Origin of the sequence: Aliirhizobium wenxiniae (genome assembly GCF_019511445.1) — a bacterium.
GTDB classification, from domain to species: Bacteria; Pseudomonadota; Alphaproteobacteria; order Rhizobiales; family Rhizobiaceae; genus Neorhizobium; species Neorhizobium wenxiniae_A.
The window spans coordinates 160,159-185,751 of sequence record NZ_JAEUAN010000003.1; the positions used below are offsets into that span (position 1 = coordinate 160,159).

A 25,593-nucleotide genomic window follows, 5' to 3' on the forward strand; every position below is an offset into this window, starting at 1 on the left:
CAATTCAGGCGTGAAAAATCAGGCGTCGCTGCCTGAAAGCTCGGCCACCATGGCCAAACCTTTTTTCTTCAACATGGCAGTGGGATCGGGCAGCTTACCCCGGAAAGCCGTGTAGGTGACTTCCGGATCAATCGAGCCGCCGACCGAATAGATATTGTTCTTGAGCTTGCGCGCCATGACCGGATCGAAGGCATTGCCGACCTCTTCGAAGGCCGAGAATGCATCCGCATCCAGCACTTCCGACCACATGTAGGAATAATATCCGGCAGCATATCCTTCACCGGAAAACACGTGCTGGAAGTGCGGCGTTGCATGGCGCATGACGAGCGACGCCGGCATCTTCAGCTCCGACAGAACCTGCGCCTGCACCGCCATCGGATCATCCGACGGAGGCCGCGTATGGAAGGCCATGTCGACCAGAGCCGACGCGGTGAACTCGACCGTCGCGAAACCCGCGTTGAAGGTGCGCGCGGCCAGAACCTTGTCGAGCAGCTCCTTCGGCATCGGCTTGCCGGTCTCGTAATGGACGGCGTATTTTTCGAGGATTTCCGGCACCGTCAGCCAGTGTTCGTAAAGCTGCGACGGCAGTTCAACGAAATCGCGCGACACGCCCGTGCCGGAGACGGATGGATAGGTCACATCCGACAGCATGCCGTGCAGCGCGTGGCCGAATTCGTGGAAGAGCGTACGCGCATCATCGAGCGAAAGCAGCGCCGGCTTGCCTTCCGCCGGCTTGGCGAAATTGCAGACATTGTAGATGATCGGCAACTCGCCTTCGGCACCACTTTTCAGTTTCAGCTTGTGCTGCGACTGGAATGAACTCATCCATGCGCCGGAACGCTTCGAAGACCGGGCAAAATAATCGCCGAGGAAAAGCGCCTTGAGCGCACCGCTTTCGTCACGCAGTTCGAAAACCCGCACATCCGGATGGTAGGCCGCAACACCTTTAAGCTCGGTCAGCGTGACGCCGAACAGCCGCTCGGCGACATCGAAGCAGGCCTCGATGACCTTTTCCAGCTGCAGATAGGGTTTCAGTTCTGATTCCGAGAAGGAGAAGGTCCGCTCTCGCAGCTTTTCGGCGTAATAGCGCCAGTCCCACGGCATGACCGGATGGTTCTTGCCCTCTTCGGCCACCAGCTTGCCGAGGCTTGCCTCTTCTTCAAGCGCCTTGGAGCGCGCCTTGTCCCAGACCTTGTGCAGCAGCCCGTTCACGTTCTCGGCGGTCTTCGCCATCGTGTTGTCGAGCTTCAGCGCCGCGAAGTTTTCATATCCGAGAAGCTTGGCCTTTTCCGCACGCAGCGCCAGCGTCTCGCGAACGATCGCGATATTGTCGCGCGCACCGCCGTTCTCGCCGCGCGCCACCCAGGCCTTGAACGCCTGTTCGCGCAGTTCGCGCCGCGCCGAAAACGTCAGGAACGGCTCGATGATCGAGCGCGACAGCGTCACCATATAGCCATCCGCCTCTCCGCGATCCTTGGCGGCAGCGGCCATCGCATCGCGCAGAAAATCCGGCAGGCCTTCAAGCTCGGCTTCCTCGGTCAGCTTAAGCGACCATTCCTTTTCATCCCCGAGAACGTTCTGGCCGAACTGCGCGCCAAGACCGGCAAGCTTTTCGCCGATCGAAGAAAGCCGATCCTGTTCCGGCTTTTCGAGCTTGGCGCCCGATTTGACGAAACCCTTCCAGTGACGCTCCAGCACCCGTTCCTGCTCGAGCGTCAGGCCAAGCTCCGCCCGCTTGTCCCACAGCGCATCGATGCGGGCGAAAAGCGCTGCGTTGGTGCCGATCCTCGAGTAATGCCGCGACATTTTTGGCGCGATCTCGCGCTCCAGCGCCTGGATCGTCTCGTTCGTATGCGCACCGGCCTTGCCCCAGAACAAGGAGGAGACGCGGGAAAGCTCGTCACCAGCAATTTCCAGCGCCACGACGGTATTTTCGAAGCTCGGCGCTTCCTGATTATTGGCTATCGCGTCGATTTCGGCCTCATGGCTTGCCAGAGCCACTTCGAAAGCGGGGGCGAAATCCTCGTCATTGACGAGATCGAACCGCGGCAGGCCTTCATGCCCGCTCCACTCTACAAGGGCACGGTTGACGGAAGCGTTGGCCATAAGGGAAATCCTTCTGCGATTCTGATTTGTTTCTGGGCTACAGGATAGGTTGTTGAGTGTCTGGATCAAGTACGACAAAGCGATGCTTCACGCACTCGTTCCACGCTGCATCAAGCTTTTCCGTTTGCGGCCACGCGGAAAGATAGTAAGCCAGCCTTATGAGCCTTCCAGTCAAAATCCCCCATGACCCGCCGCAAGGCGATCTCCTGGGCCTGTTGATCGTCGATACCGCGCGCGCATTGCGAACGGCATTTGAAAATCGCATCAATGCTGCGGGGTTGGGCCTCACCCCCGGCGAGGCAAGGGCGCTGATCCATATCGCCGATCATGAAGGCAGCAGGCAACTCGACATTGCCTCGCAGATGAGCGTCGAGCCGATGACGCTCTGCACCTATCTCGATAAGTTGCAGACGCTTGGCCTGATCGAGCGCCACAAATGCGCAGCCGACCGGCGCGCCAAGCGGATTGCCCTGACGAAGACGTCGGATGAGATGATCCGAAAAATCCGCGCGGAACTCCACGTCATTCTAGACCACGCGACTTCAGGCCTGTCGCTGGAAGCCCGAAGCCAGTTGAAAGCGTCGCTTACCGTGGTGAACCGGAACCTCCAGGAGACTTCTCCTCCCGCTGCAACAGGTGCCGATGAGCGACGCTGATACCGCCGCCCGCCCGACAATCATGACAGAGCGGCGCACGACCGTGATCGGCGCGCTTCTGACTGCAATCGGCCCCGTATCGATGGCGGTTTATACGCCCGCCATGCCGGAACTGGTTCGCGCTTTCGGCACGACGGAATCGGCCATCAAGCTGTCGCTTTCGCTTTATTTCGGTGGTTTTGCCTTGGCCCAGCTGCTCGCCGGCCCGGTGTCGGATGCCTTTGGCCGGAAGAAAGCCTCGATTGCCTTCCTGACGATCTATGTCCTCGGCTCACTGATCTGCGCCATGGCGATCGATGTCAACTGGATCCTGGCGGGACGGCTGATCCAGGGGATCGGCGCGTCGGTCGGCGTCACCGTGGCCCGCGCCGCCGTTCGCGACCAGTTTGTCGGAGGGCAGGCCGCGCGGATCATGAACATGATCGGCATCATCCTGGCAATCGGCCCGGCGCTCGGCCCCACGATCGGCGGATTGGCCTTGTCCGCCTTCGGCTGGCAGTCTATCTTTCTGCTGCTGATCGCCTTCGGCGCCATCGCATTGCTGACCTGCATTTTCGCGCTCAAGGAAACGGCCATTCCGGATCGCTCGCGCCTGCAGCCCGTCACGCTGGTGAAGACTTATGCCGGCCTGATCATCGACCTGCGCTTTCTCTTCCCCTCGCTCATTCTCGGCGGCTCGATCGGCGCGCTTTATGCCCAGGGCACCATGTTGCCCTTTGTCCTGATCGATGTCGTCGGCCTCAGCCCGACCCAGTTCGGCCTCGGCATGCTGGCACAAACGGGTTCCTATCTGGCGGGTTCGATCACTCTACGGATGATCTCCGGCCGCATATCCGGTCCTGCCGCGGTTGCGATCGGCATCGCCTTCTGCGGCACGGGCGGCTTCCTGATGCTGTTGTCCGTGCACCTGCTCGATCCGACATTCCTGTCGATCATGGTCCCGGTCGGCATCTGCACCTTCGGTATCGCCTTCCTGACGCCGCATGTCGTCACCTCCGGCCTTGCCGCATTTCCGAAAGTCGCAGGCTCCGCCTCCGCGCTGATGGGTTTCATCCAGATGGGCGGCGGCTTTCTCGGCGGGCTGGTCGCTGCCACCTTCGCAAACCCGCTGACTTCCTTCGGCACGATCATCCCCATCATGGAATTCACCGCGGTCGCGGCCTATCTCGCTCACCGCTTCATCAGCCGCCGGCAATAAAAAAGCCCCGCTGCGGTAACAGCGGGGCCTGATTGGAAAATCGGTAAGCCCGATTATTTCAGCTGGTTGCGCTTGGCGAGCGTGCGCAGGCGCAGCGAGTTCAGCTTGATGAAGCCGGCTGCATCCTTCTGGTCGTAGGCGCCGTGATCGTCCTCGAAGGTGACGAGCGCATCCGAATAGAGCGACTTGTCGCTTTCGCGGCCGATGACCATGACATTGCCCTTGTAGAGCTTCAGCGTCACTTCGCCTTCGACATGCTCCTGGCTCTTGTCGATCAGAGCCTGCAGCATTTCGCGCTCCGGCGAGAACCAGAAACCGTAATAGATCAGCTCGGCATATTTCGGCATCAGCTCATCTTTCAGGTGAGCAGCGCCGCGGTCGAGCGTGATCGATTCGATTGCGCGGTGAGCCGAAAGCAGGATCGTGCCGCCGGGGGTCTCGTAGACGCCGCGCGACTTCATGCCGACAAAACGGTTCTCGACGAGATCGAGACGGCCGATGCCATTGTCGCGGCCATAGTTGTTGAGCTGCGCAAGCAGGGTTGCCGGCGACATCTCGACACCGTTGATCGAGACGGCGTCACCCTTGCGGAAACCGATCTTGATCGTCGTTGCCTGGTCGGGAGCGGCTTCCGGCGAGATCGTGCGCATATGCACATATTCCGGCGCCTCGACGGCCGGATCTTCCAGAACCTTGCCTTCGGAAGACGAGTGCAAGAGGTTGGCGTCGACGGAGAACGGCGCTTCGCCCTTCTTGTCCTTGGCGACCGGGATCTGGTGCTGTTCGGCAAAGTTCAAAAGATCCGTACGGCTCTTGAACGACCAGTCGCGCCACGGAGCGATGATCTTGATATCCGGGTTCAGCGCATAGGCCGACATTTCGAAACGAACCTGGTCGTTGCCCTTGCCGGTCGCGCCATGGGCGATCGCATCGGCGCCGGTCTTCTTGGCGATCTCGATCAGGTGCTTGGAGATCAACGGACGGGCGATCGACGTGCCGAGCAGATAGACGCCTTCATAAACGGCATTGGCGCGGAACATCGGGAAGACGAAGTCGCGGACGAATTCTTCGCGGACGTCCTCGATGAAGATTTCCTTGATGCCCAGCATCTCGGCCTTCTTGCGTGCCGGCTCGAGCTCTTCGCCCTGGCCGAGATCGGCCGTGAAGGTGACGACCTCAGCGTTGAGTTCGGTCTGCAGCCATTTCAGGATGATCGAGGTATCGAGACCGCCGGAATAGGCGAGAACGACCTTCTTTACGTCTTTCGGGAGTGCCATGATAATTTTGTCCGTCTGCGGGTGGCGGCGGAGAAAATTCCGCCGAAATTGGATCGCCGAACTTTTTAGCGAGTTTCTGGGGCCGTGCAAGGAAAACCCGGAGAAACAACGTCAGAGATGACGCCGCACGTTCATCCGCTGGTGAAGGATGCGGATGATTGTGAGATGAGTATCTGTCTGACGATAGATAACGACGTGAGACCTGAAGGACAGCGCGAGATAGTTTCGTTTCAGATTTCGCATCATGCGGCCGGATCGAAGTCCTTCCACAAGCATTCGGCAGACATCCCGGAGTTCGAAAGTGTAGGCCTCGGCTTTCTCGAAGCCCCAATGCTCTTCCGTGTAGTCGTAGATTTCGTCGATATCGGCTTTGGCCTTTGGCGAGAAGACAAGAGCCTTCATCGTTGCGCGCGCTGCACCCTTTTTCGCTCGATGAAAGCGTCGAAATCGAACGGCTGCGGCTCGCCCGAAGCTTCTCCCTCGTCGATCGCAGCGCGCAACGCCTCGATCTCGTCCTCTTCGCTTTCCTTTAGAAGCCTTAGCGCTTCTTCGATCACTTCGCTTTCGGAAGCATAGCGCCCGTCATCCACCTGCTTTTTGACATAGGCGGCCGTTTCTTCATCCACCCTGATCGATATGATCTCGCCCATCGGCTTGGCTCCGCTTCAATATCCCGTCATGTTGACGGAATACCAGGATGTACCATATCCCGCCGGACCTTTGAACAGCAGCGTCATAGAGGAGACCGACCCATGACCGTTACTCATCCCGCTCTGAAAAGGGACAATGTCGCCGTCATCACCGGAGCCGCTTCCGGCATCGGGCTTGCTGCGGCGAAGGAATTTGCTCGGCAGGGCCTTTCCGTCGTGCTTGTCGACCTGGAGGGAGAAAAGCTCGTCGAGGCGACCCGCGAAGTCACCGCACTGGCGGAAGGCGGCGAACACGATGTCGCGGCGATCGGCACCGATGTGTCGAAGCCGGACGAGATCGCAGCGCTCGAACGGGCCGTCATCCAGCGTTTCGGTCGTGTCCATGTGCTGATGAACAATGCCGGCATCCAGCCCGGCAGCAGCATTTTCGGCCCGCAGGCGAATTGGGAAAACGTGCTCGCCGTCAACCTGATGGGCGTCGTAAACGGCAGCCGCATCTTCGGCCCCGCGATGATCGCCCATGGCGAACCGGCGCTTATCATCAATACCGGTTCCAAACAGGGCATTACCACCCCACCCGGCGATCCCGCCTACAACGTCTCCAAATCCGGCGTAAAAACCTTCACCGAAGCGCTGCAGCACGAGTTGCGCAACACCGAGGGCTGTCAGGTCTCGGCGCATCTCCTGATCCCCGGCTTCGTCTTCACCCCACTTGCCGCGGGTGGCCGGACGGAAAAGCCGGAAGGCGCATGGACATCGGAACAGACGGTAGACTTCATGGTCGAAAGCCTCGGTCGCGGCGATTTCTACATTCTCTGCCCCGACAACGATGTCGATCGGGCGACTGACGAGCGCCGCATGGCCTGGGCAATCGGCGACATTATCGAAAACCGTCCGCCACTTTCGCGCTGGCATCCGGATTTTGCCGATGCATCAAGGAAATTCATAAACGGCAACTAATATATTCATTTGGCAGAAGCTCGGCAGCTGGATAACGATGCCATCGATCATCCAGTTGACGAGTGTCGCCATGGAATTCCTGCCAAGCCTTCCCGCACTTCTCGCCTTCACTGCGGCGGGACTTCTCCTTGCGATCACGCCCGGCCCGGACATGACGCTTTCGGTCAGCCGTGCGCTCGGCGAGGGCCGTAGACCGGCCCTCTATACCGTGCTTGGAACCAGTCTCGGCGTCGTCTGTCACACGCTCCTTGTCGCCTTCGGCATCTCTGCACTGATCACCGCCTCGCCGACCGCTTTCTTCATTCTGAAAACCGGAGGAGCAGCCTATCTGCTGTGGCTCGCCATTCAGGCGATCCGCTTCGGCTCCAAACTCTCGATCGAGAAGATTGAACGTGCGGAAAGCAGCGCCTTGGCCAACATCTCGGTTGGTTTCTGGGTGAACATCCTCAACCCCAAGGTCGTGATTTTCTTCATGACCTTCCTGCCGCAATTCGTCTCGGCAAGCGACCCGCATGTGACGGGAAAGCTGATCTTCTTGGGGATCTACTTCATCATTATCGGCATGCCTGTAAACCTGATCGTCGTGCTTGCGGCAGACAGGCTTTCCACGTGGCTGCAAGCCAATCCAAAAATCCTGCGCGGCATCGACTATACCTTTGCCGGCGTCTTCTCGATCTTCGCGGCAAAGATCTTCTTCACTCAGGCACGCTGACAGATGAAGCGCTGACCGGCCTTAGAGCAATTCCAGCAAAAGTGGGAACCAGTTTTGCGTCCGGAATTGCGTAAAACAAAGAGATAGAGCGTTTTCGCGTTTCGAAGAAAGGCGGAAATGCTCTAGCCGATCAGCAACGCATCGTCGTCCAGCGTCTCGCCACGCATCTTGCGGAACATAGCGATCAGGTCTTCGACCTGCAGGTCCTTGCGGCTATCGCCGCTGACATCGAGAATGATCTCGCCGCCATGCAGCATGATCGTGCGGTGGCCGAAGTCCAGCGCCTGGCGCATCGAATGTGTCACCATCAACGTCGTCAGCTTGCGCTCCGAGACAACCCGCTGGGTGAGTTTCATGATGAATTCCGCCATGCCCGGATCAAGTGCCGCCGTATGCTCGTCGAGCAGAAGCACATCCGAACCCGCCATCGTCGCCATGACCAGCGACACCGCCTGCCGCTGACCGCCGGACAACAGGTCCATGCGGTCCTTCATCCGGTTTTCCAGCCCGAGATTGAGTTCGGCGATCCGCTCGCGAAACAGCTCGCGGCGGCGCGGTCCAAGCGCCGAGCGCAGGCCGCGTGTCTCGCCCCGGCGCGCTGCAAGTGCCAGATTCTCCTCGATCGACAGAGACCCGCAGCTGCCCGCCAGCGGATCCTGGAATACGCGGGCGACGAGACCGGCACGGGCGGATGTCGACTTGCGCGTCACATCCGTATTGCCGATCGTAACCTTGCCTTCATTCGCCAGAACGTCGCCGGCCAGCACGCCGAGCAGGGTCGATTTCCCCGCACCGTTGGAACCGATGACGGTGACGAAGGAACCTTCCTCGATCGTCAGGTTGACGCCCTTCAGCGCCTCTTTCTGCAGCGGCGTGCCCTTGCCGAAGGTGACACGGATATCCTTGAGATCGATCATGACGAAGCTCCCCGGCGCAGACGCGGCAGAACGAGCGCCACGGCCACCAGAACGGCGGTAACGAGATTGAGGTCGGAGGCTTTCAGGCCGAGCGCATCCGTCGAAAGCGCCAGCTGGATGGCGATGCGATAAAGGATCGAGCCGACGACGCAGCCTATCAGCGCCAGAAGAATACCGCGTGCACCAAACAGCGTCTCGCCGATGATGACGGCAGCAAGACCGACGACGATCGTGCCGACACCGGAGGTGACATCGGCAAAACCGTTGGTCTGTGCAAACAGCGCGCCGCCGAGCGCCACAAGCGCGTTGGAAAGCGCAAGCCCGAGATAGACCTGCCAGCTCGTGTCGATCCCTTGTGCCCGCGACATGCGCGGGTTGGCGCCGGTCGCGCGCATCGCAAGACCGGCATCGCTTTCGAGAAAGCGCCAGACGGCGATCACTGCGATGACCACCAGCACACCGACGAACAGCGGGCGCACATAAACTTCACGTAAGCCCAGGCCGAAGAACGGGCTCAGCATCGTGTCGGCATTGATCAGCGCCACATTCGGCTTTCCCATAACCCGCAGGTTGACGGAAAAGAGCGCGATCATGGTCAGGATCGAGGCAAGCAGGTTGAGGATGCGGAAGCGGACATTGAGAAACGCCGTCACCGTGCCGGCGGCGGCACCGGCCAGCATGGCGACAACGGCCGCAAGCCACGGATTGATGCCGATTGTGATCAGCACGGCCGCAACCGCGGCCCCGAGCGGAAACGACCCGTCTACCGTGAGATCGGGAAAATCGAGCACCCTGAAGGCGAGAAATACACCGATGGCGACAAAGGCGAAAACCAGCCCGAGTTCCACTGCGCCCCAGAAGGCAATCTGACTAAGCACCTTTGCGTGCTCCCCTCATTACCCAGCACTTGCTGCGCCGGTTGGTCGTCGATCACACCGGATGACATCCCGTCACCCGGTGCGTTGGTAAAATCCGGCTTATTCGACCGTGCGCGTGGCGCGCGAAACGATGGCCTCGGGCAGCGTCACACCCATGCGGGTGGCCGCACCCTTGTTGATGACGAGATCGGTACCGGCAGCAACGGTGACCGGAATATCGCCGGGAGCCTCGCCCTTGAGGATACGGGCAACAATAGCACCAGTCTGCTTGCCGACGTCGAAATAGTTGAAGCCGAGGGCGGCAACGGCACCGCGATCAACCGAACCGGTATCGGCAGCGTAAAGCGGGATTTTGGCTTCTTCGGCAACACCGACAGCAGCCTCGAAGGCCGAAACGATCGTGTTGTCGGTCGGAATGTAGAAGACGTCGGCACGGCCGACGAGACCACGGGCAGCGCCCTGCACTTCGGCCGACTTGGTCGCAACCGACTCGATTACCGTCATGCCGGTCTTGGCGGCTTCTTCCTTCAGCGCGGCGAGGATCGAAACCGAGTTGGTTTCAGCCGTGTTGTAAAGGAAACCGATCGACTTCGCATTCGGCGAGATTTCCTGGATCAGCTTGACATGCTCTGCAACCGGCGACATGTCCGAAAGGCCGGTCACGTTACGGCCGGGCTTCGCCATGTCCTTGACCAGCTGGGCGCCGACCGGATCGGAAACGGCAGTGAAAACGACCGGGATATCGCGGGTGGCGGAAACCACGGCCTGGGCAGAAGGCGTCGAGATCGGCACGATCACGCTCGGTTCTTCGCCGACGAACTGGCGAGCGATCTGCGCGGCCGTGCCGGGATTGCCCTGCGCGGACTCATACATGAACTTCAGGTTCTCGCCGTCCTTGTAACCGGCTTCGACCAGTGCTTCCTTCACGCCATCACGGACGGCATCGAGGGCAGGATGTTCAACGATGGCCGTCACGGCAACGGTGACGTCGGCAGCCTTTGCAGGCATGGCGAGAGCGGTGGCTGCCGCAAGGGCGAGAATGAAAGCGCGCATAGGTTTCCTCCGGGCGGTTCTTGGCTTTTTGGCTTCTTAGGCAGCCGGACATCCGAAATCAACCAACACCTGTCCGCAACAGCCGATCCGCGACACCGGGACAGCTTTTTGGCAGCCATGCAACAATTGCATCACACCCAGTTCGCAAATCCGCTTGCCTAGAAAATACTTTTGATCCAAATAATTTGAATGCACAGAAATTCGAATGATCCAAAAGCCGTGTTCGGCGGCGCTGTCGTCGTCTTCGCCAGAAGGTGGCGCATGTTCGTCGATGAGAAGCTGGCGGAAAGCGGCCTGACCGACGCCAGTTGGACACCGCTGATCTATCTGCATCGGCTGGGTGATGGCCTGTTGCAGAAGGAACTCGCCGCGGCGTCCGGCCTCGATGAATCGAGCCTCGTGCGGCTGATCGATATCCTGTCAAAACGCGGCCTGCTCGAACGCCGGATCGATCTGGACGATCGCCGCGCCCGCAGGCTCCATCTCACCGAAGAAGGCAGAAAAACCGCCGCCGCCATCCGCGCGCAACTCGTGGCGCTGGAGAAAGACCTGCTCGACGACTTCAGCGACGAGGACATCGCGGCCATGCTGCGCATCTGCGAACGCGTCGAGGAAAAAATGGAGAAGGCCAAGGCCGGAATGAAGTCTCAATCATGAAAGCGCTTTCCGCCATCTTCGATATCGACCCGAACCGGTTGCGCTTCACCGCGCGCACTGCGATCGCAGCCTGCCTGGCGCTTGCCATCGGCACCCTGATCGGGCTTGACCACCCGCAATGGGCAGCGATGACCGTCTGGATCACCGCCCTTCCGACACGCGGCCAGCGGCTTGAGCGAAGCCTTTCGCGCGTCACCGGCACGATCGTCGGCGCATTGGTCGGTGTGGGCCTCATGGTTCTCACAGGCAACGACCCGCTTGGCATCATCATCGGCATGATGCTTTGGCTCAGCCTCTGCGCCGGCACCGGAAATCTGCTCACTGGCCCGGCCTCCTATACCAGCCTTCTGGCTGGATATTCCGCGGCGATGGTTGCCCTTCTCGGTTACGGCCATGACACGTCCATCTGGCCGCTGGCGATCGATCGCATGGCAACGGCTTGCCTTGGCGCCGCAGTCGGCACGATCGTCGCCCTGGTCTTTTCTCCCAAACCACAGCCCACCGATCTTTCCAGGCGCGTGAAAAACATCATGCAGGCCTGCCTCGACCATATGGCGGCGGGTGGACCCGATGGAAAAGAACGCTCGCGGCTGATCCTCGAGATCGCCGCGCTGGACGAAAGCCTCGACATCGCCTCGGCCGGCTCACTCAATATCCGCCGGAAGGCCCGTGATATCCGCAGCCTGCTTTCTGCACTGACCGAATTGTTGCTCGACACCCGTTCACCGCGCGAGGCGGATGCAGGCGAACCGCTCGTGACCGGCGGCAGCCAGGATGACCTCTCCGCACGCCTGCACGAAATGGCCGAAAAGCTTGAAACCGATTTTCCGCATCGCGCCGCTCTCCTGAGGGCAATCGTCCCGCTGTGGCAGCGAGCAAACAGGACGGCAGCCGCGATCGGCCCGACATCGGAACGGCCCGTGCCCCAGCATCGAGACTGGATAGGTGCACGTTATGCGGCCCTGAGATCGATGAGCGCCGTCGCAGCGACCGGAATTGTGTGGATAGCGACCGGTTGGCAGCTCGGCCCGTACATGGTCATGGGTGCCGCCATCATGACCTCGGTCTTTTCGACATTCCCGAATCCCGAACTTCAGATGCGCTGGGTGGTAGCCGGCGCGGCAGGCGGCGTCTGCGCGGCGGTTCTTGCGCATCTCTTCATCATGCCGATGGCCGGTAGCGTGATCGTAGCGGCCCTGCTCATCATGCCCTTCACGCTTATCGGCATGCTGCCGATGGCGCATCGGCGCGTGGGGCTGGCGGGCATGGATTACAATCTCATCTACCTCCTGATGATGAACCCCAACGTGCCGGCGAACCCTGAGCTCGGGCATGTGCTTCTGCAAGCCTTCGGCGTATTTATCGGCCCGGTCACGGCCTATCTCGCTTTTGTCGCCTTGCCCATGAACACTGCTAAGCGGCTGGATTTCGTCATAAGGCTGATGGTGCATGAGCTGGCCGCAATGGCGAAGGGCGCGTTCGACAGACCCGATCGTCATCTGCATTGGCGCATGCGCGTCTATCATCGCCTCGTTATGCTGGTTCGCTGGAGCGAACGGAGCGGCAGCGGGGGAAGTTTTGCCGTCAGCGGCGGCATGGGCGCATTGCAGCTCGGAAACAGCCTTTATGCGATCCGCAGCATGATGACCGAAGGCATGATCGACGTACGGTCAAAACGGGCGCTGCGCGCGACGTTATTGAGCATTGCTCATCTATCCCGCAAACCCGAACGGGTCGTGCATGCGTTCAGCAATGCAGCCCGGAAACTGCAGACGGCGTATCCTGAGAACGCCGACCGGCTGAATGAGACGGCCGCTTTGATCGCGGCCAATCAGGATTTCTTCAAGCGAGCCGGCTGACCTCAAGAAGGCTCAGTCGTCGTCTTCGCCGTGACCAGCGATCATCATCGCCTCGAAGGCCAAGCGCTCGGTCTTGCGCATACGCTCCGATTCCGACTTCAGCTGGCCGCAAGCAGCAAGGATATCGCGGCCGCGCGGCGTACGGATCGGGGAAGCATAGCCTGCCGCATTGATGAAATCCGCGAACTTCTCGATCGTCGCCCAGTCTGAGCACTGGTAGTTCGTGCCCGGCCACGGGTTGAATGGAATGAGGTTGATCTTCGCCGGAATGCCCTTCAACAGCTGAACCATCAGCTTGGCGTCTTCCAGGCTGTCGTTCACATCCTTCAGCATCACATATTCGAATGTGATGCGGCGGGCATTCGACAGGCTCGGATAGGCGCGGCAGGCGTCGAGCAACTCCTTCAGCGGATATTTCTTGTTGATCGGCACCAGCATGTCGCGCAACTCGTCGCGCACCGCATGCAGCGAAATCGCCAGCATCACGCCGATTTCTTCGCCGGTCCGGTAGATTTCCGGCACGACACCAGACGTGGACAGCGTCACGCGGCGCTTGGAAAGCGACAGGCCGTCACCATCGGTGGCGATCAGAAGCGCGGTCTTGACGCTGTCGAAATTGTAGAGCGGCTCGCCCATGCCCATCATGACGATATTGGTGACCTTGCGGTCGCCGGTCGGAACGAAAGCGCCGGGCGGCGTATCGGCACCTGGAAAATCGCCCAGACGGTCACGCGCCAAAAGAAGCTGCGACAGGATTTCTTCCGCCGTCAGGTTGCGCACCAGCTTCTGCGTGCCGGTGTGACAGAAGGAACAGGTGAGCGTGCAGCCGACCTGGCTGGAAATGCACAGCGTACCGCGACCTTCTTCCGGAATATAGACGGTCTCGATCTCGACCGGGCGACCGGCGCCGCGTGACGGGAAACGCAAAAGCCACTTGCGCGTACCGTCATTGGAGATCTGCTCCTCGACGATTTCCGGGCGGGCGATGGTGAAATGCTCCTTGAGCATCTCGCGCATGTCCTTGGCGACATTGGTCATCGCATCGAAATCGGAAACGCCGCGGATATAGAGCCAGTGCCACAGCTGGTTGACGCGCATGCGCAACTGCTTTTCCGGCACGCCCTTTTCATGCAGGGCTTTCGCCATCTGCGGCCGCGTCAGGCCGATCAGCGACGGCTTGGAGGTGAAAAGATCCGGATTGGCGACCAGCGGCTTCTTGGCGATGGCGCCGGGGGCAAAGGCCTCTGTGACTGACATTTTTTATCCCGTTCGAGCACATGACCATCGCCACCGCTTTGTTGGCGGAAGGGCTTGGGCATGTCTGTGCGTGAAACCTGTTTCGGCCGCGGCAACATTCGGCCCGACCATGTTGAGCGGGCCTGTAGCATCAAAATGGGGCCAAGTCACGCTGTCTTCAAGAAACACGAAAGGCCGATCCAAGGACCGGCCTCCGTTTAAACCAAAAGGGTTGGCTTACTTGCAGGTTTCGATCTGCTTCAGCGCCGCCGAAATGCCGGCAAGCTGGTACGTGTAGGAAGTCTTCGTGCCGCGGCCGGAAACGGCGCTGACGCTCATCGAGCTCCCGCTTTTCATCGCGGCTACGAGAGCAGGTTCTTCGGCAGCGTTTTCCACCCAGGCAGCCTTTTCCTTGGTGAACATGGTAAAGGCTTTGCCATCGATGGTGACCGTCACCTTAGAATTGGCCTGAAGCGGATAACCGACCATTGCCTGCGGTTCATAGGAAACGCTCTGGCCGGGACGCTGGGAAACGATGAAGAAAATATCGCCGTGATCGACGGTTGCGGGTTCCTTTGCCGTGGGAACCGAAAGGACGTAGCAGACCGTGCTGTTGCCGGACTTGTAGGAATAGGCACCCCATGCCTTGAACTGCTGGATGCGGGTCGGCGTCTGAGCCGAGGCGATGCCTGCGCTTACGAAGGTAAGAGCAAGGGCGAGTGCGACTGTGCGTGCGGACATGGTTTCCTGCCGGGTTTTGTTATACGTGACGCTTCAACAGTGAGGGTGGGTGAAGCGGGCCATGATCTGGTTCATTTTGACTTAATTCTGGTTACCAATCCGTCAACATCGGGATTGGTTGCGCGCTCGCTGCAATATGAAGCCAATGACACAAGGAATAGGGCAACAGTTTGTCCTCTTCCAAACTCCCGCAATGACATTAGTATGGTCGTATAGATGCGAATCTGAGCGTTGAAAGAATTGCGTAGTTTGGATGCAGGGTAACGACCGGGACTACTTTGCGCGCTTGACCATGGCGGTTGCCGTGGAGCGTGATCAGGCGGCCTTTGGCGTGCTCTTCGATCATTTTGCGCCCCGGTTGAAAACTTGGCTGACGAGCCAGAGAATTCCCGTCGATGAAGCGGAAGAACTCGTCCAGGAAGTCATGACGGTCCTCTGGCATCGGGCCTCGCTTTACGATCCGCAGAAATCATCCCTTTCGACATGGTTGTTTCGCATCGCGCGCAACCGGCGCCTTGATGCCCAGCGTCGCGCCAAGGGCAAGGATGCGCTTGGCGATGCGCAATGGCAGATGATGGATATGCAGGCGACCGATGCGCTTGTCGAAGGCGAGGAACGGGATGCAAGGGTGCGCGAGGCGCTGAGCCGCATTCCCGGCGAACAGATGGAATTGGTGAAAGCCGCCTTTTTCCAGGGCCAGACGCACACGGAAATTGCCCAAGCAACCGGCCTTCCCCTAGGCACGGTGAAATCCCGTATCCGGCTCGCCTTCCAGCACCTGCGCCGCGCACTGGAAGATCCGCCAGCCGCGTGACACACACTTATGCCCGGGCTTTTCCCATATCGGGGCCGATGTCAGGGCCCATGTCAGGCCCCATATCAGGATTGTCGGCCAGCGTCTGATCCGCCGCATCGTAATGTCGATCGGCAATATGGCCCTGGATCATCCTTAAAGCCGCCGCCAGCACCGCAACATCATCGGTAAAGCCGACCATGACGAACATGTCCGGCACCAGATCGATCGGCAGGACGAAATAGGCGAGTGCGGCCAGAAGCACGCCGCGCACTCTGGTCGGGGTCTTCGGATCGACCGCACAATAATAGGCAGCGACCAGATCGCGGCTGAACGGCACGAATTTTACCGCCCGCTTCAGCGTCGGCCAGAATTTCGCACGCACCTGTTTTTCGCGGCGATCCTGCGTGTCTTCGTCGCCGGGCAGAAGAATTTCACCGATCTTTACGTCGTCCATGAGCGCTCCGTTGGAGACCTTCATCGATTTCACGGAAGTTCATATGGGGATCGACAATGGTCTTTCAAAGGCGGCGCGACCAAGCTTCGTCCATCAAGGCCGCAAGTCGGAAGTCCCGGTCCGTCAGCTGTTTCTTCACATGCGTGGTGAGCTTGACATCGACACGGGAATAGCTGTTGCTCCAGTCCGGGTGATGATCGAGTTTTTCAGCGGCCAGCGCGCATTCGGTCATGAAGCCAAATGCTTCGACGAAGGATCGGAATTTGAAGGACTTGCGGATCGCAAGGCCATCCGCTGAAAGCTCCCAGCCCTCAAGCCTGGCCAACTCACGTCCGACCTCATCCTGTTCCAACAGTTCATAGCCCATGGGCATGTCGCCCCTCGAAAAACAGTGCCCGTCAGAAATAGCTCTTGGCGGTTTCCACGTCACCATATTCGTAGGCGAAACTGTCATCCCTCAAGGAAAATATCTCTTCCGTCACATAAGGCCCACCACCGACGGATTCCTTCGATGACAGAAGCACGAAGCGCGAGACCTTGAACGGAACGGTCTGAAAATTGCCCCGACCCGAAAGATAATGCACCACATCGTCGAGACGGCAGTGCTTCAATCTGGCAAGCGTCACATGCGGCATGAACTTGCGCGGGTCCGGCGGCAAAGCGATCCGCTGGCAGATCCGCTCGATCTCGGCCTGCAAAGCCAGCATGTCCGGAGAAACGGAAACGCCGGCCCAGATCGAATGCGGCTTCTTAGATCCGAAGGAACCGATACCCGTCAGTTGCGCCTGGAATTCCGGGCGGTCGATCCGGTCCAACCGGTCGACGATTTCGTCAGCTGTCCGGTTATCGACATCGCCGATGAAGCGCAGGGTGATATGGTAATTCTCGACGTCGATCCATCGCGCGCCAGGTATTCCGCCCCGAAGAAGGGACAGACTTAAGGCAACATTGCGCGGCACTTCGAGGGCGGTGAAAAGTCTCGGCATACGCAGAACCTCCTCGAATCTCTAGCAGATATCAACAGCGGAACACGCAATCTCGTTCCGTGCAAGTTGTTATTTTATGTCTGAAGCGATCTCCCCTAGAAATGCTTCCACCATAGGAAGAGTACGCTCCGCCATCACTGCCACGCCCTTCGCATTGGGATGCATGCCGTCTTCGAGCTGCATTCCCGGCACCGTCGTCACCCCGTCGAGGAAGAACGGATAGAGCGGCACCGCATATTTCTCGGCAAGCCGCTTGTAGATCGGGTTGAACTTTTCAGCATAGTCGCCGCCCATGTTCGGCGGCGCGAGAATGCCGGCAAGCAGAACCGGAATGCCGCGCTCCTTCAGCCGCGCCAGCATGGCGTCTAGGTTCTTTTCGGACTGTTCCGGCGCAATGCCGCGCAGCGCGTCATTGGCGCCGAGTTCGAGAATGACGCCGTCGGTTCCGTCCGGCACCGACCAGTCGATGCGCGAAAGTCCGGCAGACGTCGTATCGCCCGAGACCCCGGCATTGGTGATGACAACGTTATGTCCCTTGGCCTTCAGGGCCGTTTCCAGCTGGGCGGTGTAGGATTCCGACGGCGCAAGCTGGTATCCGGCCATCAGGCTGTCGCCGAAGCCGACCAGATTGATCGCCTTCTCCTGCGCTTTTGCCGAGCTTGAGCCGGCAAACAGAGCAACCATGACGATGAAGTGAAGAAGGCTTGCTTTAAAACTCAACTCACGTCTCCTAGATTTCCACGACGACCGCGCTGCAACAAACGCCCGGCGCACCATGGATATAGGGTTATTCGCTTTGACTGAAACCGTTATCGATCTCAAAAATGCCGACCTGACCCTTGGAAGCGCCGCAGCCTCCGTCCATGTGCTGAAAGGCATCGACCTGACGATCGATGCGGGCGAGGCGGTCGGCATCATCGGCCCCTCCGGTTCCGGCAAGTCGACCCTGCTGATGGTTCTGGCCGGTCTGGAGCGGCTCGACAGCGGCGAGATCTTCATCAAGGGCCAGCCCCTGCACAGTTTTTCGGAAGATGTTCTGGCCGAATTCCGCGGCCGCAATATCGGCATCGTCTTCCAGTCCTTCCACCTGATCGCCAACATGACAGCACTGGAAAACGTCGCCGTACCGCTGGAACTGGCGGGTGCTTCCGACGCATTCGCCATCGCCAAGCGCGAACTGACGGCAGTCGGGTTGGGCGAAAGGCTCAGCCATTATCCGGGCCAGCTTTCCGGTGGCGAACAGCAGCGCGTGGCGATAGCCCGTGCCCTCGCCCCCTCGCCGGCGCTTCTGATTGCCGACGAGCCGACCGGTAATCTCGACACTGAAACCGGCAAACAGATCGCCGACCTGTTGTTCGCAAAACAGGCCGAGCGCGGCATGACGCTGCTTCTCGTCACCCACGACAACAGCCTTGCCGCCCGTTGCTCGCGCCAGATACGCGTCCGATCCGGCGAAATTGTCGAGGATAGCGCCGCCCGCACCGTCGGTCAGGCGGTGCCTGCATGAGCGCGGCGGCGGCCCGCATCTCCATCGCCTTCCGTCTGGCGCTGCGCGAAATGCGTGGCGGCCTCGGTGGTTTTTACATTTTCCTCGCCTGCATTGCGCTCGGCACCGGTGCAATCGCGACCGTCAATTCCGTCTCGACGGCGATTACCGGCGCAATTGCCAATCAGGGACAAGACTTGCTTGCCGGCGACATCCGCTTCGAGCTCAACAATCGCGAGGCGAGCGAAAAGGAACGGACATTCCTCGACGGCCTTGGCGAAGTCAGTGTCTCGACGGGCCTTCGCTCGATGGCGCGCAAACAGGACGGCTCCGCTCAGGCGCTGGTCGAGGTCAAGGGCGTCGATGGCGCCTATCCGCTCTATGGCCAGATGCAGACCGAACCGCAGCGGCCGATCGATCAGCTTCTGGCACAGGATGGCACGGCCTTCGGTGCCGTCGCCGCACCCTTACTTTTGGACCGCATGGGCCTTTCCGTCGGCGATGAGCTTCTCCTCGGCAATACCCGCATTGTCATAAAAGGCACGATCACCGACGAGCCGGACGCTCTCTCCGACGGCTTCGGATTTGCGCCGCGGCTGATGATAAGCCGAGATGCGCTTTCCGCATCCGGCCTGATCACCATCGGCAGCCTTGTCGAGCATTCCTACAAAATCCGCCTCGAAAATCCTTTGACGCGGGCAGCGATCGTCACCCGCGCAAACCGTGATTTCCCCGATGCCGGCTGGTCGGTGCGCACCAGCGACCGGGCCGCCCCCTCGCTTGCCGAAAACATCGACCGGTTCTCGCAGTTCCTCACGCTGGTCGGCCTGACCGCTTTGATCGTCGGCGGTGTCGGCATCGCCAATGCCGTGCGCGCCTTTCTCGATGCGAAGCGCACCACGATCGCCACGTTCAAATGCCTTGGCGCTCCAGCCTCGGTGGTGACGATGATCTATCTGTTCCAGATCATGCTTCTGGCAGCTATCGGGATTGTCATCGGCCTGGTGATCGGCGCGATCTCGCCCTTTATCGCCTTCCGTTATCTCGAAGGCGTTCTGCCTGTTCCCGAACAGGCGACCATCTATGGCAGCGCACTTGCGATTGCCGCAGCCTTCGGCCTTCTCGTCACCTTCGCCTTCACCATCCTGCCGCTCGGCCATGCGCGGGAAGTGCCGGCAACGGCGCTGTTCCGTGAACAGGGTTTCGAGGCAAGACGCCTGCCGTCATGGCCTTATCTTCTGGCAGCCGGTGCGGCTCTCGCAGCCCTTGCGGCACTCGCCATCTTCTGGGCCGACGACCGCCGTATCGCCTCCGTCTTCCTTATTGCCGTTGCGGGCGCGTTTCTGCTTCTGCGGGTCGTGGCGGCCGGCATTGCCGCACTTGCCCGAAAAAGCCCACGGGTCAATTCGCCGGCCCTGCGCCTGGCGATCGGCAACATCCACCGCCCAGGCGCGCTGACGCCATCCGTCGTACTCTCGCTTGGCCTCGGCCTCGCACTGCTGGTGACGCTGGCGCTGATCGACGGCAACATGCGCAATCAGCTGACCGGCAGCATCACCGAACGCGCGCCGAATTTCTTCTTCGTCGATGTCCAGAGCGCTGAGGTCGACGGCTTCCGGCAATTGCTGAAAGAGCAGGCTCCGGAAGGCAAGATCTTCGAGGTTCCTATGCTGCGCGGCCGCATTCTCGCGTTCAATGGCCAGGACGTCAGCCAGATGAACGTACCGCCGGAAGGTCGATGGGTTCTGCGCGGCGACCGTGGCATCACCTATGCGAAAAACAAGCCGGAAAGCTCGACACTCACTGCCGGCGAATGGTGGCCGGAAAATTATGACGGCGAACCGCTCGTCTCCTTTTCCGCGGAAGAAGCCGGCGAACTGGGCCTGAAGCTGGGCGATACCGTCACCGTCAATGTTCTCGGCCGCAACATCACGGCGAAAATCGCCAGCTTCCGCAATGTCGAGTGGGAATCGCTGTCGATCAACTTCGTCATGGTCTTCTCGCCCAACACCTTCCGTGGCGCACCCCATGCCTGGCTGGCAACCCTGACGGACCCGTCGGCATCGGCAGCGAAGGAAGCCGAAATTCTGCGCACCGTAACCAACACCTACCCGACGATCACCAGCGTTCGGGTCAAGGATGCGATCGATCTCGTCGATCAATTGGTCGGCCAACTCGCAACCGCCATCCGTGCTGCGGCAGCAGTCGCGCTCATCGCCTCGATTCTGGTTCTGGCCGGTGCGCTTGCCGCCGGAAACCGCGCGCGAACCCATGATGCTGTCGTGCTGAAAACACTTGGCGGCACCCGTAGCATGCTGATGCGCGCCTTTGGTTACGAATACCTGATCCTCGGTGCGGCCACCGCGATCTTCGCACTTCTGGCCGGTGGACTATCCGCCTGGTTCGTGGTTGCCCGCATCATGCGCATGCCCTCGTCCTTCCTGCCCGACGTCGCAGCCCTTACCCTCTTGATTTCACTGGTTCTGACGGTTGGCATCGGGCTTTTGGGCACCTGGCGCATTCTCGGCCAGAAGGCCGCGCCAGTCCTGCGCGAGCTTTAATCAACCATAGAGTGCAAATATGGCATTAATTTCATCAATTTCGCGTCAGAACACCCCACAGGTTGCTAAATTACGCCCTCTATTGGTCTTTTCCCGGAAAGCACCCCTTGTATGCAAAGCGATCTGGCATCATATTCTACGTCAGGCTTGCTGGAGCTCCGCAGCGGCGCCTGGGTCTGATATTAGGGGGCCCGACACCGTAGTAATTCCGGAGCTTAAAGAGGAAACAATGGCTGACTTCAACAACTACCAGAACCGAATGGCGCAGTCCCGTGCGCAGTCCGGTGAGATGATCGACGAGGGCCTTCGCGCCTACATGCTTCGGGTCTATAACCTGATGGCACTCGGACTTGCGATCACCGGTGTTGCTGCATACGGCACTTATGCATTTGCCGCGTCCAACCCCGCGTTTCAGGCACTTCTCTACACATCTCCCCTCCGTTGGGTCATCATGTTGGCTCCGATCGGACTTGTGTTCTTCCTGAGCTTTCGCATCCAGTCGATGAGCGTATCCGCAGCGCAGATGACCTTCTGGGTCTACGCAGCTCTTATGGGCTTGTCTCTCTCTGCAATCTTCTTCGTCTTCACGAATGAAAGCATCGTTCAGACATTCTTCGTCACCGCCGCTTCGTTCGGCGCCCTGTCGCTCTACGGATACACGACGAAGAAGGACCTGTCCGGCCTCGGCTCGTTCCTGATCATGGGTCTGTTCGGCCTGATCATTGCGTCGATCGTCAACATCTTCCTGCAGTCGTCTGCAATGGGCTTCGCGATCTCCGCCATCGGCGTGCTGATTTTCGCTGGTCTCACCGCCTACGATACGCAGAAGATCAAGGAAATGTACTGGGATGGTCACGACTCCGTCACGACCGGCCGCATGGCCATCATGGGCGCACTGACCCTGTACCTCGACTTCATCAACCTCTTCACCTTCCTGCTGCAGTTCATGGGCAACCGCGACGAATAAGCGGAAGAGTGATCGTTACGAAGAAGGCGGCTTTCAAGCCGCCTTTTTTGTTGCCTGATTTTCGGGTCGGCTCTAGGCTCGCTTAGATCCCCAGCCCCAAAGCAAAGCCCCATTCGCTCCTGCCATGACATTTTCCATTCGCGACGCCACGACCGCCGACCTTGCGGCAATCACCGAGATCTATCGTGACAGCGTGTTGAACGGCACCGCAAGTTACGAAATTGCGCCGCCCGATCTGCCCGAGATGACCAGCCGTCAGGCCGGCATCCTGGAAAAGGGATACCCCTATATCGTCGCGGAAGCGGACGACGGCAGCCTTCTCGGTTATGCCTATGCCTCGGCATTCCGCACCCGCCCGGCCTATCGCTGGCTGGTGGAGGATTCGATCTACTTAGCCCCTGAAGCCCGCGGCAGAGGCGTTGGAAAGGCCCTGCTGAAAGAATTACTGACCCGCTGCGAGACGCTCGGATTCCGCCAGATGGTCGCCGTTATCGGCGGCGCCAGCCCTGCCTCAATCGCCGTCCACAAAAGCCTCGGCTTCGAGATGACCGGAACGCTGAAGGGCACCGGCTTCAAACACGGAAAATGGCTGGATACGGTGCTGATGCAGATAGCGCTCGGCGAAGGCAAGGAGACCGATCCGGATCTTTCGGCCTATCCCGGAACATTGTGAGCGCAACTGAGCGGCAAGGCCTGCCGTATGCCCTCCCTCATCCCTGTGCTTGTCACAGGGATCCAGTCAGCCCAAGTCTTTGGGCTGAAAAGACTCTTTTGCGTCGCAGACGCGAGGCCGCTGGATTCCTGTGACAAGCACAGGAATGAGGGCGGTTGGCGAGGCCTTTCGCTTTACATCAGCGCCCCTCAATCGATCAGCTTCAAAGCCTTGTCGAAAACCTTCAGCACCTGCTGCAACTCATGGCCGCGCTTTAAAATCATGCCATTGGTGTTGATCACCGAATAGGCTCCCTGCTTGCCGGCAAGCTTCGGGTTTTTCTCGATACGGAAGAGCGGCATTTCGCCGGATCGTTTGAAGATCGAAAAGACGGCACGATCCTTTAGGTGATCGATCGCATAGTCCTTCCATTCCCCTTCACCGACCATGCGGCCGTAAATCCAGAGGATGGCATCCAGTTCGCGCCGGTGAAATGTCACCGGAACAGGGTCAAGGCTCTGCTTGTATTCGCTGAGACTGACGACAACGGCCGTTTCTTTAGGCCTTGCGCCCGCTGGCAAATCAGACTGATCGGCCATCAAAGCTCCAAACGTTACATGTCTTTGGTATGACAGTGTGCCCGACATGCACGAAAATGCAAGCCATGGCGAATGCCGCAGCGAGCGTCCCCCGGGCGTACCGTGTCGGAACAGATTTTTTCATCTGCCTAAATTCGGACAAAACAGCGCCAAAATCCGCATCCATGTTGCGGCTGTTGGTTGGCGCGTTTAGCGCCATTGGCCCGGTCAGGTGCATTGACCCTTACCCCCAGCCCCCCAATGTTTCCGGGCCGGGCCATCCAACAAATATTCCAAATCATGACGAGAATTTTGGCCGCCTCAGCTCGCAAGCCGAGGACACGGTGTGATTCGTCATGCGAATTAAGGCAGACTGGCCGGGCAAAAATCCGATCAGTCTTTTTTACGGCCAGCCATCAGAACCGTGGCGCCGATGATAGAGGCAGGTTCACCACCGGATCCGGAGGTCTGAAGAAGGATGGCGCACCCGTCCTTCTTGGTCTTGCCCATCGCCTTGCCGGGCAATTTCAGCGTCATCTTCTGCCCGTTCCACATGCCGACCGTCTGCACGTCGTAAACGGCGTGCCAATAGTCCATGTTCTTGCCGCTGTTTTCACCCTTGGTCACATCGACCTGCTGATGCTTGGTGAAATAGGCGACCACGACATCCGCTTGCCCCTGGCCCTCGCCGAGCTCGATCTCGATTTCATCGCCATGCATGGTGGCAGCGACGGGAACCGTCAGCCCCTGTCCGGCTTTCTGCAGGCTATCGACCTTGCCGTTGATGATCGTCTGATCGGTGCCCTTCACATGATCTCGACCATTGATGATCGCCTGCGGCGTATAAACCCCGCTGCGGCCCATCGTCTTGGCATAACCATATTGCCGCTCGGTATTTTCCTTGGAAGACAGCGTGTCGGTCCAGCCCAGATAGTTCCAGTAATCGACGTGATAGGAAAGCACCACGAGATCGCCCTGCGCGATCAGTTGCGGCAGCGTGTTGTCAGCCGGCGGACATGAAGCGCAGCCCTGCGAGGTGAAAAGTTCGACGACGCCCTTTGGCGACCGCGCCTCTCCGGCCGATGCGACACTGCCGACGAGCAGGCTCGCAAGGACGATAACGGCACGCAAGGCAAACGGCATGGATGACGAACCTTTTGACGGGGCAAACACACGAGTTGGTTGCCATTGGCAGGGAAGAGCAAATCTCTGGGCTGGCGGAAAGTAACCATCCACATTTTCAAGAGAAAGTCACGATGGGGTGAGGATAGAGAATGTGACCCGTGATCGCCTTTCGGCGATATATCCGGCTCACTCACGGCCTCTGCGTTATATGAGCTTCAATATGCCTTGAGCCAGATAGACAGCCCCGACGCCGGTCACGACCCAGCGGGTCCAGGCACGGAAATTCGCATCCGTCATCTTCTGCAGGATACTGTTTCCAGCCCGTGCTCCGAGAATCGCAATCGGTGCTGCGATCAACACCGCGATCGCATCCACCGTCGGCAATTGCGAGGCCGCATCCCAGTAGAAGGCGATCTTGGCCAGATGCGACAGCGTCTGGATCGATGCCTTGGTGGCGATCACCTTGCGCCGGTCCATCTGGGTGCGGATGAAGAAGATATCGACCGTCGGCCCGGCGACCCCGACGCTGATCGTCATGCCGCCGGATAACAGGCCGGCGAGAAACGCATGCGAGGGACGCGACGCATCGAGCTGCAGCTTGTTCACCGGCAGCCAGACGAGGATAGGCATCAACCCGACGCCGATCAGAACCACGATCAGGCTTGGAGTGTAGCTGGTGATGAACAGGATGAGCGCGGAAACGGCAACACCCGAGCACAGGATCGACAGGATTCTCCAGTCGATATAGGCGCGCGAAAACCAGGCACGCGACCCGTTCGAGACCATCTGGATGACACCCTGGATCGCGATCGCGGTGCCGACGGGATAGAGGAAGAGCAGAACCCAAAGCAGGATCAACCCGCCGGCCATGCCGAAAATGCCGGAAAGCAGTGACGTCAGAAAGACGGTAACGGCCATTCCGATGAAGATGATGAGAGACACGCGGTGGGAACCTTGAGATATGAGGCCACCCCTAGAAAGAGGTGGCCGGGTCGAGAATATGCAGGTTCCCCTCATCAACAAAATCTAAGACTTAGCCTTAGGCTAAGATCTTGATTTTGTAATCTCTCCCCTTGTGGGAGAGAAAG

General features: G+C 59.4%; 27 protein-coding genes. 11 read left to right on the plus strand and 16 right to left on the minus strand.

Features of this window, described 5'->3' with window-relative positions:
* Nucleotides 1-18 precede the first annotated feature (18 nt).
* Nucleotides 19-2,106, minus strand: coding sequence for a M3 family metallopeptidase (locus JNB91_RS04910; RefSeq protein ID WP_220324409.1), 2,088 nt, complete (start codon nucleotides 2,104-2,106; stop codon nucleotides 19-21).
* 158 nt (nucleotides 2,107-2,264) lie between these two features.
* On the opposite strand from JNB91_RS04910, the gene JNB91_RS04915 reads away from it, so the two are divergent.
* On the plus strand, nucleotides 2,265-2,762 hold the full coding sequence (locus JNB91_RS04915) for a MarR family winged helix-turn-helix transcriptional regulator (RefSeq protein WP_220324410.1): 498 nt from the start codon (nucleotides 2,265-2,267) through the stop codon (nucleotides 2,760-2,762).
* A 22-nt stretch (nucleotides 2,763-2,784) separates the two neighbouring features.
* Entirely contained in the window at nucleotides 2,785-3,960 is a 1,176-nt protein-coding gene (locus JNB91_RS04920) for a multidrug effflux MFS transporter (protein ID WP_220324583.1), read from the plus strand.
* A 53-nt stretch (nucleotides 3,961-4,013) separates the two neighbouring features.
* Here JNB91_RS04920 and JNB91_RS04925 read toward each other — a convergent pair whose 3' ends face one another.
* The 3 genes from JNB91_RS04925 to JNB91_RS04935 form a co-directional block, all read right to left on the minus strand.
* Nucleotides 4,014-5,237, minus strand: a complete 1,224-nt coding sequence (locus JNB91_RS04925; protein WP_220324411.1) for an argininosuccinate synthase — start codon at nucleotides 5,235-5,237, stop codon at nucleotides 4,014-4,016.
* A gap of 111 nt (nucleotides 5,238-5,348) precedes the next feature.
* On the minus strand, nucleotides 5,349-5,639 hold the full coding sequence (locus JNB91_RS04930) for a type II toxin-antitoxin system RelE/ParE family toxin (protein WP_220324412.1): 291 nt from the start codon (nucleotides 5,637-5,639) through the stop codon (nucleotides 5,349-5,351).
* Nucleotides 5,636-5,887 carry a type II toxin-antitoxin system ParD family antitoxin gene (locus tag JNB91_RS04935; RefSeq protein WP_220324413.1) on the minus strand — a complete coding sequence of 84 codons (252 nt, stop codon included), beginning with the start codon at nucleotides 5,885-5,887 and terminating at the stop codon, nucleotides 5,636-5,638. The genes JNB91_RS04930 and JNB91_RS04935 overlap by 4 nt, the downstream gene beginning before the upstream one ends.
* 102 nt (nucleotides 5,888-5,989) lie before the next feature.
* On the opposite strand from JNB91_RS04935, the gene JNB91_RS04940 reads away from it, so the two are divergent.
* Together JNB91_RS04940 and JNB91_RS04945 are read left to right on the plus strand one after the other, a co-directional pair.
* Nucleotides 5,990-6,847, plus strand: a complete 858-nt coding sequence (locus JNB91_RS04940; RefSeq protein ID WP_220324414.1) for an SDR family NAD(P)-dependent oxidoreductase — start codon at nucleotides 5,990-5,992, stop codon at nucleotides 6,845-6,847.
* A 70-nt stretch (nucleotides 6,848-6,917) separates the two neighbouring features.
* Nucleotides 6,918-7,559, plus strand: a complete 642-nt coding sequence (locus JNB91_RS04945; RefSeq protein ID WP_220324584.1) for a LysE family translocator — start codon at nucleotides 6,918-6,920, stop codon at nucleotides 7,557-7,559.
* Between the two features lie 122 nt (nucleotides 7,560-7,681).
* On the opposite strand, the gene JNB91_RS04950 is transcribed toward JNB91_RS04945, so the two are convergent.
* The 3 genes from JNB91_RS04950 to JNB91_RS04960 all read right to left on the minus strand — a co-directional run bounded on the left by JNB91_RS04950 (nucleotide 7,682) and on the right by JNB91_RS04960 (nucleotide 10,407).
* Nucleotides 7,682-8,476: an ABC transporter ATP-binding protein gene (locus JNB91_RS04950; protein ID WP_220324415.1), complete on the minus strand. Its 795-nt coding sequence runs from the start codon at nucleotides 8,474-8,476 to the stop codon at nucleotides 7,682-7,684.
* Nucleotides 8,473-9,354 carry an ABC transporter permease gene (locus tag JNB91_RS04955; RefSeq protein ID WP_220324416.1) on the minus strand — a complete coding sequence of 294 codons (882 nt, stop codon included), beginning with the start codon at nucleotides 9,352-9,354 and terminating at the stop codon, nucleotides 8,473-8,475. The genes JNB91_RS04950 and JNB91_RS04955 overlap by 4 nt, the downstream gene beginning before the upstream one ends.
* 99 nt (nucleotides 9,355-9,453) lie before the next feature.
* The gene (locus tag JNB91_RS04960) at nucleotides 9,454-10,407 is read right to left on the minus strand and encodes an ABC transporter substrate-binding protein (RefSeq protein ID WP_220324417.1); all 954 of its coding nucleotides are present in this window, start codon (nucleotides 10,405-10,407) and stop codon (nucleotides 9,454-9,456) included.
* Between the two features lie 219 nt (nucleotides 10,408-10,626).
* Here JNB91_RS04960 and JNB91_RS04965 point away from each other — a divergent pair, with 219 nt between their 5' ends.
* Together JNB91_RS04965 and JNB91_RS04970 are read left to right on the plus strand one after the other, a co-directional pair.
* On the plus strand, nucleotides 10,627-11,064 hold the full coding sequence (locus JNB91_RS04965) for a MarR family winged helix-turn-helix transcriptional regulator (RefSeq protein WP_346269270.1): 438 nt from the start codon (nucleotides 10,627-10,629) through the stop codon (nucleotides 11,062-11,064).
* Nucleotides 11,061-12,923, plus strand: coding sequence for an FUSC family protein (locus JNB91_RS04970; protein WP_220324419.1), 1,863 nt, complete (start codon nucleotides 11,061-11,063; stop codon nucleotides 12,921-12,923). The genes JNB91_RS04965 and JNB91_RS04970 overlap by 4 nt, the downstream gene beginning before the upstream one ends.
* 12 nt (nucleotides 12,924-12,935) lie before the next feature.
* On the opposite strand, the gene rlmN is transcribed toward JNB91_RS04970, so the two are convergent.
* Nucleotides 12,936-14,180 (minus strand): dual-specificity RNA methyltransferase RlmN, encoded by a 1,245-nt coding sequence (rlmN, locus tag JNB91_RS04975; protein WP_220324420.1) that lies wholly within the window; start codon nucleotides 14,178-14,180, stop codon nucleotides 12,936-12,938.
* Between the two features lie 216 nt (nucleotides 14,181-14,396).
* A complete protein-coding gene (locus JNB91_RS04980; RefSeq protein ID WP_220324421.1) occupies nucleotides 14,397-14,900 on the minus strand; it encodes an invasion associated locus B family protein in 504 nt (167 codons plus the stop codon).
* 253 nt (nucleotides 14,901-15,153) lie between these two features.
* Here JNB91_RS04980 and JNB91_RS04985 point away from each other — a divergent pair, with 253 nt between their 5' ends.
* A complete protein-coding gene (locus JNB91_RS04985; protein WP_220324422.1) occupies nucleotides 15,154-15,714 on the plus strand; it encodes a sigma-70 family RNA polymerase sigma factor in 561 nt (186 codons plus the stop codon).
* Between the two features lie 7 nt (nucleotides 15,715-15,721).
* Here the strand turns inward: JNB91_RS04985 and JNB91_RS04990 are convergent, their stop codons facing one another.
* From JNB91_RS04990 to JNB91_RS05005, 4 genes are all read right to left on the minus strand, one after another.
* Nucleotides 15,722-16,150 (minus strand): YkvA family protein, encoded by a 429-nt coding sequence (locus tag JNB91_RS04990; RefSeq protein WP_220324423.1) that lies wholly within the window; start codon nucleotides 16,148-16,150, stop codon nucleotides 15,722-15,724.
* 64 nt (nucleotides 16,151-16,214) lie between these two features.
* Nucleotides 16,215-16,517, minus strand: a complete 303-nt coding sequence (locus JNB91_RS04995) for a 4a-hydroxytetrahydrobiopterin dehydratase (protein ID WP_220324424.1) — start codon at nucleotides 16,515-16,517, stop codon at nucleotides 16,215-16,217.
* A 31-nt stretch (nucleotides 16,518-16,548) separates the two neighbouring features.
* Entirely contained in the window at nucleotides 16,549-17,136 is a 588-nt protein-coding gene (gene thpR / locus JNB91_RS05000; protein ID WP_220324425.1) for an RNA 2',3'-cyclic phosphodiesterase, read from the minus strand.
* 69 nt (nucleotides 17,137-17,205) lie between these two features.
* On the minus strand, nucleotides 17,206-17,856 hold the full coding sequence (locus JNB91_RS05005) for an arylesterase (protein WP_220324426.1): 651 nt from the start codon (nucleotides 17,854-17,856) through the stop codon (nucleotides 17,206-17,208).
* A gap of 55 nt (nucleotides 17,857-17,911) precedes the next feature.
* Here JNB91_RS05005 and JNB91_RS05010 point away from each other — a divergent pair, with 55 nt between their 5' ends.
* The 4 genes from JNB91_RS05010 to JNB91_RS05025 all read left to right on the plus strand — a co-directional run bounded on the left by JNB91_RS05010 (nucleotide 17,912) and on the right by JNB91_RS05025 (nucleotide 22,823).
* Entirely contained in the window at nucleotides 17,912-18,643 is a 732-nt protein-coding gene (locus JNB91_RS05010) for an ABC transporter ATP-binding protein (protein WP_430736242.1), read from the plus strand.
* Nucleotides 18,640-21,183, plus strand: coding sequence for an ABC transporter permease (locus tag JNB91_RS05015; protein WP_220324428.1), 2,544 nt, complete (start codon nucleotides 18,640-18,642; stop codon nucleotides 21,181-21,183). Before JNB91_RS05010 ends, JNB91_RS05015 begins: the two co-directional genes overlap by 4 nt.
* A 229-nt stretch (nucleotides 21,184-21,412) precedes the next feature.
* Nucleotides 21,413-22,150, plus strand: a complete 738-nt coding sequence (locus JNB91_RS05020; protein WP_220324429.1) for a Bax inhibitor-1/YccA family protein — start codon at nucleotides 21,413-21,415, stop codon at nucleotides 22,148-22,150.
* 124 nt (nucleotides 22,151-22,274) lie between these two features.
* Nucleotides 22,275-22,823 (plus strand): GNAT family N-acetyltransferase, encoded by a 549-nt coding sequence (locus JNB91_RS05025; RefSeq protein WP_220324430.1) that lies wholly within the window; start codon nucleotides 22,275-22,277, stop codon nucleotides 22,821-22,823.
* 188 nt (nucleotides 22,824-23,011) lie between these two features.
* Here JNB91_RS05025 and JNB91_RS05030 read toward each other — a convergent pair whose 3' ends face one another.
* The 3 genes from JNB91_RS05030 to JNB91_RS05040 form a co-directional block, all read right to left on the minus strand.
* Entirely contained in the window at nucleotides 23,012-23,401 is a 390-nt protein-coding gene (locus JNB91_RS05030) for a DUF2794 domain-containing protein (protein ID WP_220324431.1), read from the minus strand.
* A gap of 372 nt (nucleotides 23,402-23,773) precedes the next feature.
* Entirely contained in the window at nucleotides 23,774-24,523 is a 750-nt protein-coding gene (locus tag JNB91_RS05035; protein ID WP_220324432.1) for a DUF1223 domain-containing protein, read from the minus strand.
* Between the two features lie 186 nt (nucleotides 24,524-24,709).
* Nucleotides 24,710-25,447 (minus strand): TSUP family transporter, encoded by a 738-nt coding sequence (locus tag JNB91_RS05040; protein ID WP_220324433.1) that lies wholly within the window; start codon nucleotides 25,445-25,447, stop codon nucleotides 24,710-24,712.
* Nucleotides 25,448-25,593: the final 146 nt, after the last annotated feature.